This is a genomic window from Nocardioides guangzhouensis (genome assembly GCF_004519545.1).
Lineage (GTDB): Bacteria > Actinomycetota > Actinomycetes > Propionibacteriales > Nocardioidaceae > Nocardioides > Nocardioides guangzhouensis.
In genome coordinates this window covers 32,685-48,307 of sequence record NZ_SDKM01000003.1, presented here as the reverse complement: position 1 = coordinate 48,307, position 15,623 = coordinate 32,685, and the positions used below count along the sequence as shown (strand labels likewise).

Annotated in this window: 17 protein-coding genes; 13 read left to right on the top strand and 4 right to left on the bottom strand. The window is 74.1% G+C overall.

Going from position 1 to position 15,623, the window contains the following annotated elements; translation table 11 throughout:
* Nucleotides 1-56: 56 nt before the first annotated feature.
* Complete coding sequence (locus EKO23_RS02775) at nt 57-737, top strand: TetR/AcrR family transcriptional regulator (protein ID WP_167880293.1); 681 nt, start codon at nt 57-59, stop codon at nt 735-737.
* A 16-nt stretch (nt 738-753) separates the two neighbouring features.
* On the opposite strand, the gene EKO23_RS02770 is transcribed toward EKO23_RS02775, so the two are convergent.
* The gene (locus tag EKO23_RS02770; RefSeq protein WP_134713853.1) at nt 754-1,401 is read right to left on the bottom strand and encodes an NAD(P)-dependent oxidoreductase; all 648 of its coding nucleotides are present in this window, start codon (nt 1,399-1,401) and stop codon (nt 754-756) included.
* A gap of 146 nt (nt 1,402-1,547) precedes the next feature.
* Here EKO23_RS02770 and EKO23_RS02765 point away from each other — a divergent pair, with 146 nt between their 5' ends.
* The 3 genes from EKO23_RS02765 (at nt 1,548) to EKO23_RS02755 (ending at nt 3,413) form a co-directional block, all read left to right on the top strand.
* Nucleotides 1,548-1,964 carry a pyridoxamine 5'-phosphate oxidase family protein gene (locus EKO23_RS02765; RefSeq protein WP_167880292.1) on the top strand — a complete coding sequence of 139 codons (417 nt, stop codon included), beginning with the start codon at nt 1,548-1,550 and terminating at the stop codon, nt 1,962-1,964.
* 22 nt (nt 1,965-1,986) lie between these two features.
* Nucleotides 1,987-2,622: a response regulator gene (locus EKO23_RS02760; RefSeq protein WP_425464380.1), complete on the top strand. Its 636-nt coding sequence runs from the start codon at nt 1,987-1,989 to the stop codon at nt 2,620-2,622.
* Nucleotides 2,623-2,765: 143 nt separating this feature from the next.
* Nucleotides 2,766-3,413, top strand: a complete 648-nt coding sequence (locus tag EKO23_RS02755) for a hypothetical protein (RefSeq protein WP_134713849.1) — start codon at nt 2,766-2,768, stop codon at nt 3,411-3,413.
* A 68-nt stretch (nt 3,414-3,481) separates the two neighbouring features.
* Here the strand turns inward: EKO23_RS02755 and EKO23_RS02750 are convergent, their stop codons facing one another.
* The 3 genes from EKO23_RS02750 to EKO23_RS02740 all read right to left on the bottom strand — a co-directional run bounded on the left by EKO23_RS02750 (nt 3,482) and on the right by EKO23_RS02740 (nt 5,913).
* Nucleotides 3,482-5,113, bottom strand: coding sequence for a GAF domain-containing sensor histidine kinase (locus EKO23_RS02750; protein ID WP_134713847.1), 1,632 nt, complete (start codon nt 5,111-5,113; stop codon nt 3,482-3,484).
* Between the two features lie 78 nt (nt 5,114-5,191).
* Nucleotides 5,192-5,632: a pyridoxamine 5'-phosphate oxidase family protein gene (locus EKO23_RS02745; RefSeq protein WP_134713845.1), complete on the bottom strand. Its 441-nt coding sequence runs from the start codon at nt 5,630-5,632 to the stop codon at nt 5,192-5,194.
* Nucleotides 5,632-5,913 (bottom strand): SHOCT domain-containing protein, encoded by a 282-nt coding sequence (locus EKO23_RS02740; protein WP_134713843.1) that lies wholly within the window; start codon nt 5,911-5,913, stop codon nt 5,632-5,634. The genes EKO23_RS02745 and EKO23_RS02740 overlap by 1 nt, the downstream gene beginning before the upstream one ends.
* A gap of 206 nt (nt 5,914-6,119) precedes the next feature.
* On the opposite strand from EKO23_RS02740, the gene uraD reads away from it, so the two are divergent.
* The 9 genes from uraD to EKO23_RS02695 are packed head-to-tail and all read left to right on the top strand — an operon-like array spanning nt 6,120 to nt 15,623.
* Nucleotides 6,120-6,605 carry a 2-oxo-4-hydroxy-4-carboxy-5-ureidoimidazoline decarboxylase gene (gene uraD / locus EKO23_RS02735; RefSeq protein WP_134713841.1) on the top strand — a complete coding sequence of 162 codons (486 nt, stop codon included), beginning with the start codon at nt 6,120-6,122 and terminating at the stop codon, nt 6,603-6,605.
* Nucleotides 6,602-6,916 carry a hydroxyisourate hydrolase gene (gene uraH, locus EKO23_RS02730; RefSeq protein ID WP_134713839.1) on the top strand — a complete coding sequence of 105 codons (315 nt, stop codon included), beginning with the start codon at nt 6,602-6,604 and terminating at the stop codon, nt 6,914-6,916. Before uraD ends, uraH begins: the two co-directional genes overlap by 4 nt.
* Nucleotides 6,916-7,764: a factor-independent urate hydroxylase gene (gene pucL, locus EKO23_RS02725; protein WP_134713837.1), complete on the top strand. Its 849-nt coding sequence runs from the start codon at nt 6,916-6,918 to the stop codon at nt 7,762-7,764. Before uraH ends, pucL begins: the two co-directional genes overlap by 1 nt.
* Nucleotides 7,764-8,636: an FAD binding domain-containing protein gene (locus EKO23_RS02720; protein ID WP_134713835.1), complete on the top strand. Its 873-nt coding sequence runs from the start codon at nt 7,764-7,766 to the stop codon at nt 8,634-8,636. Before pucL ends, EKO23_RS02720 begins: the two co-directional genes overlap by 1 nt.
* Entirely contained in the window at nt 8,636-9,124 is a 489-nt protein-coding gene (locus tag EKO23_RS02715) for a (2Fe-2S)-binding protein (protein ID WP_134713833.1), read from the top strand. Before EKO23_RS02720 ends, EKO23_RS02715 begins: the two co-directional genes overlap by 1 nt.
* Nucleotides 9,121-10,485, top strand: coding sequence for an 8-oxoguanine deaminase (locus EKO23_RS02710; protein ID WP_134713831.1), 1,365 nt, complete (start codon nt 9,121-9,123; stop codon nt 10,483-10,485). The genes EKO23_RS02715 and EKO23_RS02710 overlap by 4 nt, the downstream gene beginning before the upstream one ends.
* Nucleotides 10,482-12,806, top strand: coding sequence for a xanthine dehydrogenase subunit D (pucD, locus tag EKO23_RS02705; RefSeq protein ID WP_134713829.1), 2,325 nt, complete (start codon nt 10,482-10,484; stop codon nt 12,804-12,806). Before EKO23_RS02710 ends, pucD begins: the two co-directional genes overlap by 4 nt.
* 49 nt (nt 12,807-12,855) lie before the next feature.
* On the top strand, nt 12,856-14,382 hold the full coding sequence (aceB, locus tag EKO23_RS02700) for a malate synthase A (RefSeq protein WP_246050865.1): 1,527 nt from the start codon (nt 12,856-12,858) through the stop codon (nt 14,380-14,382).
* Entirely contained in the window at nt 14,379-15,623 is a 1,245-nt protein-coding gene (locus EKO23_RS02695; RefSeq protein ID WP_134713825.1) for a DUF6986 family protein, read from the top strand. The genes aceB and EKO23_RS02695 overlap by 4 nt, the downstream gene beginning before the upstream one ends.

Sequence of the window (15,623 nt, the reverse complement as noted above, 5' to 3'; positions counted from 1 at the left end):
TGCCGTCCGCCGACCGTCTGGCACGATGCGGACGACCCCACGGAGCCGGGAGGACCATGAGCACCGCCGATGCCGACGGCACCCGCCGCAGGGCCCAGCTGACGCGCCCCGCGATCCTCGAGGCCGCCACCCGGCTGGCCGCGGAGGGTCGACCGCTCACGTTCCGGTCCCTGGGCACGGCGCTCGACGCCGACCCGACCGCGGTCTACCGGCACTTCCGCGACAAGGAGGACCTCGTCTGCGGCGTCCTCGACCGGCTCCTCGTCGAGGCCGAGGGACAGGTGGACCTGTCCGGGTCCTGGCGTGAGCAGATCCACCAGCTCGCGGAGCTGACCTGGGGGGTGTGCGCCCGGTACCCGTCGGTGTGCGCGGAGGTGCACGTCCTCACCACCGGCGGGCCCGGCGAGACGGCGTGCATGGAGCTCGTGCTCGAGCGGCTCCAGGACGCCGGGCTGGACCCGCAGGACGCGGTCCGCTTCTACGCGGTGGTGTCCAGCTTCATCGTCTCCGTCGGCTCGTCCGTCGCCGTGGAGCGCCTGCGCGTCGCGGCCGGGTCCCCGCGGACCTCGTGGACCGGCGAGCTCGGGAAGGTCGACGCACAGCAGTTCCCGGTCGTCGCCGGCCTGCGCGGCGACCTGATGGCGCTGGAGGACAGGGCGGTGCACCGGATGGGCATCGAGGTGATCCTGGATGCCGCGGCCGCAGCTGCCAGGCCATCGTCCAGCGGCAGGTCCTGACCGCGGCGCCCGGGCCCTACCCGGCGAGGGCCTCCGCGATCGGAGTCTCGCCGTTGTTGAACCGGATCGTCCGCCCGACCGTGCCGGGGTCCTCGAGGGTGGCGGCCACGACCAGCGCGACGTCCTCGCGGGTGACCGAGGACGAGGTCACGGTCGGGCCGGTCTCGATCCGGCCGGTGGCGGGATCGGTGGTGAGCCGGGACGGTCCGAGCACGGTCCAGTCGAGGTCGGTGCCGCGCAGGTGCTCGTCGGCGGCGGCCTTCGCCTCGGCGTAGGCGAAGAAGCCATCGTCCTCCGGGACGCCGTGGTCCGGCGACGCGCCGAAGTAGGACACCATCACGTAGCGCCGGATCCCGGCCTGGTCGGCGGCCGCCATCGACTCGACCGCGGCGTCCCTGTCGACGGCGTACGTGCGCTCCGGGTCGCCGCCGCCCGCGCCGGCCGACCACACGACGGCGTCGTGGCCGGCCAGCACCTCGGCCAGCTCGTCCACGTCGAGGCCCTCCACGTCCGCGACCACCGCCTCGGCACCCGTCGCCTCGACGTCGTCGCGGTGCGTGGGGTTGCGGACGATCGCGCTGACCTGGTGACCGCGCTCGGTCAGGATCCGGGCGAGGTGCAGGGCGACCTTGCCGTGGCCGCCGATGACGGCGATGCGGGACATGGGACCTCCTGGTGTGGGTTCAGCGTCGACCGTAACGGGTCGTTGGTCCCAGGCCCCGCGGCCCACCGGCCCTCCCCGCGAGGGTCCGCCCGGGCGACGCTGGAATGAACCCACGAACCTCGACAGAGAGACCGAAGGAGGTCGCCATGCGCACCGACGAGCAGTGGTACCCCGGTCATCTCCGCGACCTCGACGACAGCGAGTGCCGCGAGCTCCTGACCGAGAACCGGGTCGGCCGGGTGGCCTGGTGCGAGAACGGGATCCCGGCCATGGTGCCCGTCAACTACCGCTTCGACGGCGAGTACGTCGTGTTCCGCACGTCCGCGCACTCGCTGCTGGCCCGGCACTTTCGCGACGGGCCCAAGGCGTTCCAGATCGACGACCACGACGACTTCCAGCAGTCCGGCTGGAGCGTGCTGGTGCAGGGAGAGTCCGAGGTCCTCGAGTGGGACGAGCTCCCCGACCCCGCCGACCGCCCGCAACCGTGGATCGGGGGCAACCGGAACGTGCACATCCGGATTTCCGCGGAGCACATCTCCGGGCGTCGGGTGGTCCCGGCATGACCCGGCACGGTACAAGTGAGGCATGAGCATGATCCGGGTCTTCCTCCTCGACGACCACGAGGTTGTCCGCCGCGGCCTGCGCGAGCTCCTCGAGAGCGCCGGCGACATCGAGGTCGTCGGCGAGTCCGGCCTGGCCGCCGAGGCCACGGCCCGGATCCCGGCCCTCCGGCCCGACGTCGCGATCCTCGACGGGCGGCTGCCCGACGGCAGCGGCATCGACGTGTGCCGTGAGGTCCGCTCGGTGGACCCGACCATCAACGCGCTGATCCTCACGTCGTACGACGACGACGACGCGTTGTTCGCGGCGATCCTGGCCGGCGCCGCGGGCTACGTCCTCAAGCAGATCACCGGCCACGACCTGCTCGACACGGTGCGCCGGGTCGCCGCCGGGCAGCAGCTCATCGACCCGGCCCTGACCGCCCGGGTCCTGGAGCGCGTGCGCTCCGGCGAGCCCACGACGCCGGAGCTGGCCGACCTCACCGACCGCGAGCGCGAGATCCTCGGGCTCATCGCCGAGGGCCTGACCAACCGGCAGATCGGCGAACGCCTGTTCCTCGCCGAGAAGACCGTGAAGAACTACGTGTCGAGCCTGCTCGCGAAGCTCGGGCTCGAACGCCGTACCCAGGCCGCCGTCCTGGCCGCCAAGCTGCTCAAGTAGCCCTCGTCACACCAGACCGCCGCACGTCCTTGCTTGTGGGGACCAACGTCCTGCGCGGTCGCGACCGTCTCCCCTGCCCGCCGATCCCCCGCCAGAGAAGGCTGGAGCTGTCAGAACAAGGAACGACAGCGAAAGGCACCGAGATGGCCACCCTGCACCGCCACCACTCGCGTGACGCCGGCACCCCGGCGAACGCTCCTCAGGTCACCACCGACGTCGGCGCCGAGTCCGGCACCGTCCTCACCGCTGCGGGCGAGCAGCAGTCCCTCCGCGTGACCGGGTGGCTTGCCCGGTCCCTGGCGGTGCTGCGGATTGCCTTCGGGCTCACCTTCCTGTGGGCCTTCTTCGACAAGCTCTTCGCCCTCGGCTACCACACCGGCTACGACCAGGCCGGCAACCTCGACCGGTTCGGTGACGCCGCCTGGATCAACGGCGGCAGCCCGACCGAGGGGTTCTTGAAGTTCGGGGCCGACGGCCCGTTCAAGGACTTCTACAACGGGATCGCCGGAGACGCCTGGGCCGACTGGCTCTTCATGGCCGGCCTGCTCGGCATCGGGCTGGCCCTCACCCTCGGCATCGGCATGCGGGTCGCCGCCGCCACCGGCGCGCTGCTCTACGTGCTGATGTGGACCGTGGTCCTGCCCCCCGAGAACAACCCCGTCCTCGACGACCACCTGCTCGGTGCCATCTCCCTCGTGGTGCTGGCGCTGGCCCTGGCCGGCGACACCTGGGGCCTCGGGAAGCTCTGGGGCAGCGTGAAGATGGTCCGGCAGCACACCTGGCTCCGGTAACCATCGCCGCTGCGGGACCGCAGCACCTCCGCCCCGGTGGATCCCCCGTCCGCCGGGGCGGTCGCCTGTCAGGAGGACGCCGTGCCCTCGGTCGTCTCCACCGGCACCCGCCACTCCAGCCGGGTGCCGTGCGGCACCACCGGCTCGAGCCGCACCTCGCCGCCGGCGCCCTCGGCCCGGCGGCGCATGTTCGCCAGGCCGCTCTCGGTGCGCTCGGACGGCAGCCCCACCCCGTCGTCGGTCACCCGCAGCACGACGTGGGTGGTGTCCGCCTCGATCTCGACGACGACGCTGGAGGCTTGCGCGTGCCGGGCCGTGTTGGACAGCGCCTCGCGGAGCACGGTCAGCAGCTGCTCCGCGAGCATCGTGTCGGTCACCGTGTCGACCGGACCGTCGGCGCGGACGACGGGACTGAAGCCGAGCACCGCGCCGTACTCCGCGGCGAGGTTGTGCACCGACTGCCGCACGCTCTCCTGGCTGCGGCGGTTCAGCTCGAAGATCGTGGTGCGGATGTCGCGGATCGTGGTGTCGAGGTCCTCCACCGCCCGGTCGATCCGCTCCTCGGCGCCCGGCGTCGACACGGTCAGCCGCAGGCCCTGCAGGGAGAGGCCCGTGGCGAACAGCCGCTGGATGACCACGTCGTGGAGGTCGCGGGCGATCCGCTCACGGTCGGAGACGATCGCGAGCTCCTGCCGGTCCGCGAGCGCCTGGACCCGGTCGAGCGCCAGCGCTGCCTGGTCGGCGAACCGGGTGACCAGGTCGAGCTCGCCGGACAGCGACGGCGACAGCGCGTCGCGGGCATCCAGCACCACGATCAGCGCCAGGCCCGTGGACAGCCGGCCCGGCAGGGGCAGCACCAGCAGCACCCGCGACCGCTCCAGCGGCACCTGGTCCGGCTGCTCGCCGGCGGCCGCCTTCGCCACCACGTCGGCGTACTTCTCGGCCAGGGCGGGCAGGATCGCGGCGTCGCGCCCGTCCGCGATGAGCGTCTCGCAGTCCTCGCCGTCGGACTGCCGCACCACCCCCACCGCCGCCGACCGGGCCACGGCCCGGACCCCCGCGGCGACCTCGGCCAGCGCGTCGGACACCGCGACCGGTGGCTGCAGCGCGTCGGTCAGCCGGGCGGAGGCCTCCAGCCAGGTGCGCTGCCGCTCACTGAGCGCGTAGGCACGGGCGTTCTCGATCACGAACCCGGCCGCGCTCGCCAAGGCGTCGACCAGCACCTCGTCCTGCTCGGTGAACGCCTCACCGCCCTTCTTCTCGGTCAGGTAGAGGTTCCCGAACACGGTGCCGCGGATCCGGACCGGCACCCCGAGGAAGGTGGTCATCGGCGGGTGGTGCTCGGGGAAGCCGTACGACGCGGCGTGCTCCTGGAGACGGGGGAGTCGCAGCGGCACCGGGTGCTCGATCAGCTGGCCGAGGATCCCGCGCCCGCGCGGGAGGTCGCCGATCCGGGCCCGCAGGTCGTCGCCGATCCCGTGGGTGAGGAAGTCGGAGAGCTGGCCGTCGTCGCCGATCACGCCGAGCGCGCCGTACTGCGCGCCGGTGAGCTCGCACGCCGATACCACGATCCGGTCGAGGACGTGGTGCAGGTCGAGGTCGGAACCGATCGCCATGACCGCACGCAGCAGCACCCGCGAGGCGGGGGGAAGCCCCTCCACGTCCGGGGCGAGCGGCGTCGGCTCGGACTCGCTGGCCATGCGGCCATCCTGACATCCGGTGCAACGACGTCGCCCACCCGAATCAGGGGACGCCGGCCGCCACAGGGACCTACGCGGTCAGAGTGCGCGGCGGACCGGAAGCTCGTTGTCGTGGTTCCAGCCGGCGCCGATGCGGCGACCGGTGAGCTCGCGCCAGCGCAGCCGCACGTAGACCGGACGCATCCCGGCCGCCCACGGCCGGGGGTCCCAGAAGGCGCGGATCGACGCCAGCTCGGCGGGGTCGTCGACCACGCCGGCCCGCCCCCGCGCCACCACGCTCCAGCCGATCTGCCGCTCGTGGTCGGCGACGTCGATCTCGAACGCCATCAGGGCGCCCGGCGGCTGGCTGCCGAGCACGCTCCACGGGCTGGTCCGGAACACCACGGACTCGTCGAAGACGGCGTAGTTGACCGGGACGATGTGCGGGCCGTCCGGCGTGCTCACCGCGGCGCGGCCCAGGCCACCGGCGGAGAGCAGCTCGAGGCACTTGGCATAGCTGAGCTCGACGGGTTCGCGCATCACGACCGCCCGCTCTCGAGCGCCGAGAGCCGCTGCAGGAACTCGGTGTCGTCGATCTCGCCGGACGCCAGGCGCCGGCGCAGCAGCGCCTCGGCGTCGTCGACGTCCGGTCCGGCGCCGAGCTCACCGGCGGGGACCGCGTGGCCACGGACGAGCCGGGCCGGGAGTCCGCGCCGAGCAGCCAGCCAGCCGGCCGCGAACGCGGTGACCACGGTCAGCAGCCACACCAGGATCATCAGCGCGGTGACGGCAGAGCCGCCGTCCCCCATCGAGTCCATCATCGGAACACCTCCTTCACTCGAACCTAGGAAGCGGGGCTGCCCGGACCTAGGGCACAAGGTCCCGAGCCCGGGTGCGCTTGGTAACCGCGCGGCGGATCGGTCTGGTCGGGCAGGGTCGGCCCCCGCGTCGACGCGACCGGGCCCGGCGCGGACACGGCCGCCCGATTACCGGTGCCGAACCGGGGGCTGCCCCCTAGGATCGCGTGATGGAGGTCACACGCTTCAACGCGTTGCCGGTGGGAGCGGCACGCGAGGCGGTGGCCGGCTGCCTCGGCGTCCCCCGGTGGGTCGACGAGGTCGTCGACGGCCGCCCGTACGCCGACCCGGCCGACGCCCTGGCCCGCGGCCGGGAGTCGGCCCGCGCCCTGACCGACGACGAGCTGACCTCCGCGCTGACCCGCCACCCGCGGATCGGCGAGCGCCGCGAGGACGACGACGAGGAGGCCCGGATGTCGCGCTCGGAGCAGGCCGGGGTCGACCCGGCGGACGCGGCGCGGCTGCGCGCCGCCAACGCGGCCTACGAGCAGCGGTTCGGCCGGGTGTTCCTGGTCCGGGCGGCCGGCCGGTCGTCCGCCGAGATCCTCGCCGAGCTCGAGCGACGGCTCGGCAACGACGACGCGGCCGAGCGGGAGGAGACCGTCACCGCGCTGCGGGACATCGCCCTGCTCCGGCTGGAGGGGGTGCTCGCGTGAGCCAGGTGACCACGCACGTGCTCGACACAGCGGCGGGGCGTCCGGCAGCCGGGGTCGCGGTGACCCTGGAGCGCGACGACGGCACGGTGCTCGCGACCGGCGCCACCGACGCCGACGGCCGGGTCCGGGCGCTCGGGCCCGACCGCCTCGACCCCGCGACGTACCGGCTGCGCTTCGACACCGCGGCCTATCTCGGCACCCGGGCGTTCTTCCCCGAGGTGGTGATCGTGTTCCGGGTCGTCGGCGACGCCCACCACCACGTGCCGCTGCTGCTGAGCCCGTTCGGCTACTCGACGTACCGGGGCAGCTGATGGGGATCCGGCTCGGCGCCAACCACTACGGCAAGGCGGAGACCCGGGTCTTCCGGATCGTCCGCGACACCGCCCGGCACGTGGTGCGCGACCTCAACGTCTCGACGTCGCTGTGGGGGGACTTCGCCGACGCCCACGTGGCCGGCGACCAGGCCCACGTGCTGCCCACCGACACCCAGAAGAACACCGTGTTCGCCTTCGCCAAGCAGCCCGGCATCGGATCGCCCGAGGAGTTCGGGCTGCTGCTCGCCCGGCACTTCGTGGACGACGTGGCGCCGGTGGCTCGGGCCGAGGTGCGGGTCGAGGAGTTCACCTGGGAGCGGATCGACGACCACGACCACGGGTTCCGCCGCCGCGGCCCCGAGGTGCGCACCTGCACGGCCACGGTCGGGGACGGCGGCGCCGAGGTGGTCAGCGGGGTGCGGGACCTGGTGGTCCTGAAGTCGACCGGGTCGGAGTTCGCCGGGTTCCTGGTCGACGGGTTCACCACGCTCGCGCCCACGCGCGACCGGGTCCTGGCCACGTCGCTCACCGCCCGCTGGACGCACGAGACGGCCGACCGCGCCGACTGGGACGCGTCGTACGCCGCCGCCCGCGACGCCCTGCTGGAGCGGTTCACCGCCGTCCACTCGCTCGCGCTCCAGCAGTCGCTCTGGGAGATGGGCCGGGCGGTGCTCTCCGGTGACGACCGGATCGCGTCGGTCGACCTGGTGGCGCCGAACATCCACCACATCGGGGTCGACCTGGCGCCGTTCGGGCTGGAGAACCCGGGCGAGGTGTTCCACGTGACCGACCGCCCCTACGGCCTCATCGAGGTCACCGTCGAGCGGGACGGGGAGGGCGGCTGATGGAGTTCCTTTCCCCCGCCACCCTCGACGAGGCCCTGGCCGCCAAGGCCGCGCACCGCGACGCGGTGCCGATCATGGGCGGCACCGACGTCATGGTCGAGCTGAACTTCGACCGACGCCGCCCCGACGTGCTGCTCGACCTGACCCGGGTCACCGAGCTGCGCGAGTGGGACGTCGTGGACGGACACGTCCGGCTCGGCGCCGGCGTGACCTACGCCCGGGTGGTCGACGAGCTCGGCGGCCACCTGCCCGGCCTGGCCCTCGCCTCGCGCACCGTCGGCTCGCCGCAGATCCGCAACCGGGGCACCGTCGGCGGCAACCTCGGCGCCGCGTCCCCGGCCGGCGACGCGCACCCGCCGCTGCTCGCGGCGTTCGCCGAGGTGGAGCTGGCCTCCGCGGGCGGCGTACGCCGGGTTCCCGCGGCGGAGTTCTACACCGGCGTGAAGCGGCACGCGGGCGCCGACGACGAGCTGGTCACCGCGGTCTGGGTCCCGACCGCCACGGGGCCGCAGCAGTTCAGCAAGATCGGCACCCGCAACGCGATGGTGATCGCGGTCGCGGCGTTCGCGCTGGCGCTGCACCCCGAGGAGCGGCGGGTGGGCACCGGCATCGGGTCGGCCGCGCCGACGCCGCGCCGGGCCCGGGAGGCCGAGGACCTGCTGGCCGGCGAGCTGGACTGGGAGGGCCGCGGCGCGCTGCGCGAGACCGTGGCCGCGGAGTTCGGGCGGCTGGTCGCGGCCGCCGCGGACCCGATCGACGACGTACGCGGCACCGCGGCGTACCGCCGGCACGCGCTGGGCGTCATGGCCCGCCGCTGCCTGGGCTGGGCGTGGGCGGAGCAGCAGGACAGGCACCGGGAAGGGGGGCACTGATGCGGGTCACGGTCACCGTGAACGGCGAGCGCCGGACCGCGGACGACGTCTGGGAGGGCGAGAGCCTGCTGCACGTGCTGCGCGAGCGGCTCGGGCTGCCCGGGTCCAAGAACGCCTGCGAGCAGGGAGAGTGCGGCTCGTGCACGGTCTACCTCGACGGGGTCACCTGCTGCGCCTGCCTGGTGGCGGCCGGGCAGGCCGACGGTCGCGAGGTCACCACGGTGGAGTCGCTCGGCGACGCCGAGGCGCTGCACCCGCTGCAACGGGCGTTCGTCGACGCCGGTGCCGTGCAGTGCGGGTTCTGCACGCCCGGCCTGCTGGTCGCCGCGCACGACCTGCTCGCCCGCGACCCCGACCCGGAGGACTCCGACATCCGCGAGGCGCTGGCCGGGAACCTCTGCCGGTGCACCGGCTACGAGAAGATCATCGATGCCGTGCACCTGGCTGCGGAACGGATGGCTGCGCCGGCGGACGGGGGTGCCCGATGACCCGGACCGTGCTGGACGGCTGCGCCGTGGTCACCATGGACGACGCCCGCACCGAGCACGCCGCCGGGCACGTCGTGCTCGCCGGCAACCGCGTCGAGTCCGTCGGCGACGGCCCGGCGCCCGCCGATCTCCCGGACGCGACGTACGTCGACGCGCGGGGGTGCCTGGCTACCCCCGGCCTGGTCAACACCCACCACCACCTCTACCAGTGGCTGACCCGCGGGCTGGCCGTCGACCACACGCTGTTCCAGTGGCTGACCACGCTCTACCCGATCTGGGCCTGCCTCGACGAGGACACCGTCCGCACCGGCGCCAGGGGCGCGCTGTCCCAGCTCGCGCTGACCGGCTGCTCGACCACGATGGACCACCACTACGTCTTCCCGGCCGACGGCGGTGACCTGCTCGGCGCCGAGGTCGAGGCCGCCCGCACCGTCGGCCTGCGGTTCCTCGCCACCCGCGGCTCCATGGACCTCGGCCGCAGCCGCGGCGGCCTGCCGCCGGACCACGTGGTCGAGGAGATCGACGCGATCCTCGACGCCACCGAGGCCGCGATCGACCGGCACCACGACCGCTCGCCCGACGCGATGCTGCGGATCGGGGTAGCGCCCTGCTCCCCGTTCTCGGTCACCGGCGAGCTGATGGAGGAGGCCGCCGACCTGGCCCGCGACCGCGGGGTCCGGCTGCACACCCACCTCGCCGAGACCACCGACGAGGAGGACTTCTGCCGAGAGCACTTCGGCTGCTCCCCCGTCGAGTACGTCGAGCGGCTGGGCTGGCTGGGCGAGGACGTCTGGCTGGCCCACGGCGTCCACCTCGGCGACGACGCGATCAAGGCGCTGGCCCGCACCGGCACCGGCGTCGCCCACTGCCCGTCGTCCAACGCCCGCCTCGGCGCCGGGATCTGCCGCACCCACGACCTCGTCGACGCGCAGGTCCCGGTCGGGCTCGGCGTCGACGGGGCGGCCTCCAACGAGGCGGCCTCGCTGGTCGAGGAGGTCCGGCACGCGGTGCTGTTCGCCCGCGCCGCCGGCGGCCCGCAGGCGCTGACGGTCCGGGCCGGGCTGGAGCTGGCCACCATCGGCGGCGCGCGGGTGCTCGGCTGGGACGACCGGATCGGCTCCCTGCAGCCGGGCAAGCAGGCCGACGTCGCGCTCTGGCGGCTGGACGGGGCCGCGCACGCCGGCATCGCCGACCCGGTCGCCGCCCTGGTGCTGGGCTCGCCGCCGCCGCTGGAGCTGCTGCTGGTCGACGGGCGCGCGGTGGTGCGCGAGGGCCGGATGGTGACCGTCGACGAGGAGGGGCTGGCGCACGACGTACGCACCGCGTCGGCGACGCTGCTGGAGCGAGCGGAGGCGCGATGACGGACACGACCAGTGGTTTCGGGACGGGTTTCGAGACGCTCGCTGGCGCTCGCTCCTCGACCACCGAGGGTGGGGTCGGGACGTCGCCGGAGCGCCCGGACGGGGTGCTCAAGGTGACCGGCGACTTCGCCTACGCCAGCGACCTGTGGCGCGACGACATGCTCTGGGGCGTCACCCTGCGCAGCCCGCACCCGCACGCCCGGATCCGCGGCATCGACCTGACCGAGGCGCTCACCCTGCCCGGCGTGTTCGCGGTGCTCACCCACGAGGACGTGCCCGGACGGAAGACCTACGGCCTCGAGCACCAGGACCAGCCGGTGCTGGCGATCGACACGGTGCGCTACCAGGGCGAGCCGGTCGCGCTGGTGGCCGCCGACCACCCCGAGGTCGCCCGGCGCGCGGCCGCCCGGATCGCGGTCGACTACGAGCTGCTGGAGCCGGTGACCGACGCGGTCGCGGCGCTGGCGCCCGAGAGCCCGCAGGTGCACGCCGCCGGCAACCTGGTCCGGCACGTGAAGGTACGCCGCGGCGACCGGACGGTGCGCGGCGAGGTCGTGGTCTCCGGCGACTACGAGGTCGGCATGCAGGACCAGGCGTTCCTCGGCCCGGAGTCCGGGCTGGCGGTCCCCGACGGCCTCGGCGGCGTCGACCTGCTGGTCGCCACCCAGTGGCTGCACGTCGACCAGCGCCAGGTGTGCTCGGCGCTCGGCCTGCGCCCCGACCAGGTCCGCCTCCAGCTGGCCGGGGTCGGCGGCGCGTTCGGCGGCCGCGAGGACCTCTCCATGCACGTGCACGGCTGCCTGCTCGCGCTGCACACCGGCAAGCCGGTGAAGATGGTCTACAACCGCGAGGAGTCCTTCTTCGGGCACGTGCACCGGCACCCCGCCCGGATGCACTACGAGTACGGCGCCGACCGCGACGGCCGGCTCGTCCACGCCACGGTGACCATCCACCTCGACGGCGGCGCCTACGCGTCGAGCACCCCGGCCGTGGTCGGCAACGCCGGCACCATGGGACTCGGCCCCTACGAGATCCCGAACGTCGAGGTCGACTGCTTCGGCGCCTACACCAACAATCCACCCTGCGGAGCGATGCGCGGCTTCGGCTCTGTCCAGGCGGCGTTTGCGATCGAGGCCGTGATGGACCGGCTCGCCGACGCGGTCGGGCTCGACCCGGTCGAGATCCGGGTCCGCAACGGCTTCCACGAGGGGTCGGTGGCCCCGACCGGACAGGTCGTCGACAGCGCGGCCCCGGTGGCCGAGCTGATGCAGCGCCTGCAGGCGATGCCGCTGCCCCCGGGCGGCGCCGAGCTCGACCTGCGCCGACTGCCGGGCGGCGTCTCCAACACCACCCACGGCGAGGGCGTGCGCCGCGGCGTCGGCTACGCAGTGGCCTACAAGAACGTCGGGTTCTCTGAGGGCTTCGACGACTACTCCACCGCCCGGGTCCGGCTGTTCGCCGCCGGCGGGGTGCCGATGGTCACCGTGCACACCGCGGCCGCCGAGGTCGGCCAGGGCCTGGTCACGGTCGAGCAGCAGATCGCCCGCACCGAGCTCGGCGTCGACGTCGTGGTGCTGGCCGCCAAGGACACCCAGGTCGGGTCGGCCGGCTCCAGCTCGGCGTCCCGCCAGACCTACGTGACCGGGGGCGCGGTCAAGGCCGCGTGCGAGAGCGTCCGCCGGCTGACCCTGACGATGGCGGCGACCCGGCTGGGCCGCGACGTCGACGACCTGCGGCTCGAGCACGGCGACGTGGTCGACCGCACCGGCGGCACCGTGGTCGCGCTCGCCGACCTGCTGGGGGACGCCGCCGTCGAGGACACCGTCGAGTGGCGGCACCGGACGACGTACCCGATCGACCCGGAGACCGGGCAGGGCGACGCCCACGTGCAGTACGCCTTCGCCGCGCACCGCGCCGTCGTCGACGTCGACGTGGAGCTCGGGCTGGTCAAGGTGGTCGAGCTCGCCTGCACCCAGGACGTCGGCAAGGCGGTCAACCCGCAGGCCGTGGTCGGGCAGATCCAGGGCGGCAGCACCCAGGGGCTCGGGCTGGCGCTGATGGAGGAGATCCAGGTGGTCGACGGCAAGGTCACCAACCCGTCGTTCACCGACTACCTCATCCCGACCATCCTCGACGTGCCCCCGATGCCGATCGAGGTCCTCGAGTACGCCGACCCCCACGCGCCGTACGGCGTGCGCGGGGTGGGCGAGGCACCGACGATCTCCTCCGGCCCGGCGGTCCTCGCCGCGGTCCGGGCGGCCACCGGGATCGACGTACGCCGGGTCCCGGTGCGGCCCGAGGACCTGACGGGGACGCGATGATCACCCCATCCGAATGCTCGCGTCGCTCCGCTTCGAACGGGGGCCCCGATTGAACACCATCCTCAGCGACGAGGCGGTCGCGTTCGTCGCCGACCTCGAGCGCCGGTTCGGCGGCCGCCGCCGCGAGCTCCTCGACGCCCGCCGGAAGGCCGGCCCGCCGCGCGACTTCCCGGTCGAGACCGCCGAGGTCCGCGTCGCCGACTGGCAGGTGGCCCCGGCACCCCCGGCGCTGCGGGACCGGCGGGTCGAGATCACCGGCCCGACCCAGCCGAAGATGGCCGTCAACGCCCTCAACTCCGGCGCCAGGGTCTGGCTGGCTGACCTGGAGGACGCCAACACCCCGCACTGGCCCAACGTGCTCGAGGGACAGCAGGTCCTGTCCGACGTCGCGCGGCACCGGCTCGAGCACACCTCCCCGGAGGGGAAGCACTACGCGCTCCACGACGGGCCGCTCGCCGTACCCGTGGTCCGGCCGCGCGGCTGGCACCTCGACGAGAAGCACCTCCCCGTCGACGGCCGACCGATGACGGGCGCGCTGTTCGACTTCGGCATGCACTTCTTCCACAACGCCGCCGAGCTGGTCGAGCGCGGCGAGGGGCCGTTCTACTACCTGCCGAAGATGCAGTCCCACCTCGAGGCACGGCTCTGGAACGACGTGTTCACGCACGCCCAGCAGGCGCTGGGCATCCCGCACGGCACCGTCCGGGCCACGGTGCTGATCGAGACCGTCAACGCGGCGTTCGAGATGGACGAGATCCTCTTCGAGCTGCGCGACCACGCCTCCGGGCTCAACGCCGGACGCTGGGACTACCTGTTCAGCATGATCAAGAGCTTCCGCGACGCCGGGCCGGAGTTCGTGCTGCCGGACCGGGCCGCGGTCACCATGACCACGCCGTTCATGAAGGCCTACAGCGACCTGCTGGTCGCGACCTGCCACCGCCGCGGCGCGTTCGCGATGGGCGGGATGGCCGCGTTCATCCCGACGAAGGACCCGGTCACCAACGAGGCCGCGCTGGCGAAGGTGCGCGCGGACAAGGAGCGCGAGGCCACCGCCGGGTACGACGGCTCGTGGGTCGCCCACCCCGGCCTGGTGGGGATCTGCGCCGAGGAGTTCGGCTCGGTCCTCGGTGACCGGCCCAACCAGCTCGACCGGCAGGTGCCCGCGACCGTGACCGCCGCCGACCTGCTCGACGTCGCCTCGGCCGGCGGCGCGGTCACCGAGGCCGGGGTCCGCGGCAACGTGTCGGTCTCGCTGCGCTACCTCCTCGCCTGGCTGTCCGGCAACGGCGCCGCCGCGATCGACAACCTCATGGAGGACGCCGCCACCGTGGAGATCTCCCGCAGCCAGCTCTGGCAGTGGATCCGGCACGGCACCACCACCGACTCCGGTGTGGTGGTCGACCGGCATCTCGTCGAGGGCGTGCTGGCCGAGGAGCACGCCCGGCTCGCGGCCGCCCTCGACGACGCCGCCCGGACCCGGCTGGACCAGGCCCGCGACCTCTTCGGCCGGGTCGCGCTGGCCGAGGACTACCTCGACTTCCTCACCGTCCCCGCCTACGAGGAGTACGTCGCGTGACCAGACCCCGCCTCCGGTCCGAGGACCTGGCGCTGGTCGACGCGGTGCTGGCCGGGGCCGACCAGGAGCTGGCCGTCCGCCATCCCGGGCAGCCGGGCACCCGCCAGCCGGTGCACACCGTCTACGTCCCCGCCGACCGGGTCACCGCCGACCTGCCGGCCCGCTGGGGTGCCGCGGCGCAGGACGCCCTGGACGAGCACGCGCCCGACCCGGACGCGATGGCCGGCGTCGTCGGCGCCGACCCGGCCGCGGTCGCCGACGCCTGGCCGCTGGTGCTGGCCAAGCTGGAGGCCGAGCCGGTCGAGGACCTGCGCATCGACCTGGAGGACGGCTACCGCGGCACTGACGAGGACGGCGACGCCGCCGGTGCCGTCGGCGAGACCGCCCGGGCCGCGGTCGGCGGCACCGCGCCGGCGTACTGGGGGCTGCGGTTCAAGTGCCTCGAGGCGCCGACCAGGGCCCGCGGGCTGCGCACGCTCGACCTCGCGCTGGGTGCCGCGCTGGAGGCCGGGCCGCTGCCGGCCGGGTTCCGGCTGACCCTGCCCAAGGTCACCTCCGTGGAGCAGGTGACCGCGATGGTGCTGGTCTGCGAGCGGCTCGAGGCGGCGTACGCCCTGCCCGCCGGGCGGCTCGGCTTCGAGGTCCAGGTCGAGACCCCGCAGGCGGTGCTCGGCGCCGACGGCACCGCGACGGTGGCCCGGATCGTGCACGCCGCCGAGGGCCGGTGCACCGGCCTGCACTTCGGCACCTACGACTACACCGCCGCGCTCGGCATCGCCGCCGGCCAGCAGGCCCTCGACCACCCGGTCGCCGACCACGCCAAGCAGGTGATGATGCTGGCCGCCGCCGGCACCAGCGTCCCGGTCGTCGACGGCTCCACGAACCTGCTGCCGGCGGGCACACCGGGGCAGGTGCGGGCCGGCTGGGCGACCCACTTCCGGCTGGTCTCGCGGGCCCTGCACGGCGGGCTGTGGCAGGGCTGGGACCTGCACCCCGCGCAGCTGCCCACCCGCTACCTGGCGACGTTCCTGTTCTTCCGGGCGGGGCGCGATGCCGCGGTGGCGCGGCTGGCGGACTACCTCGGCGGCACCGGCTCCGCGGTCCTCGACGAGCCGGCCACGGTCCGGGCGCTGGCCGGGTTCCTGGCCCGCGGGCTGCGCTGCGGCGCGCTCACCGCCGACGAGGTGGCCGCGGCCACGACCCCGGAGCGCCTCGACGAGCTGACCCGGCTGCGGGGCTGA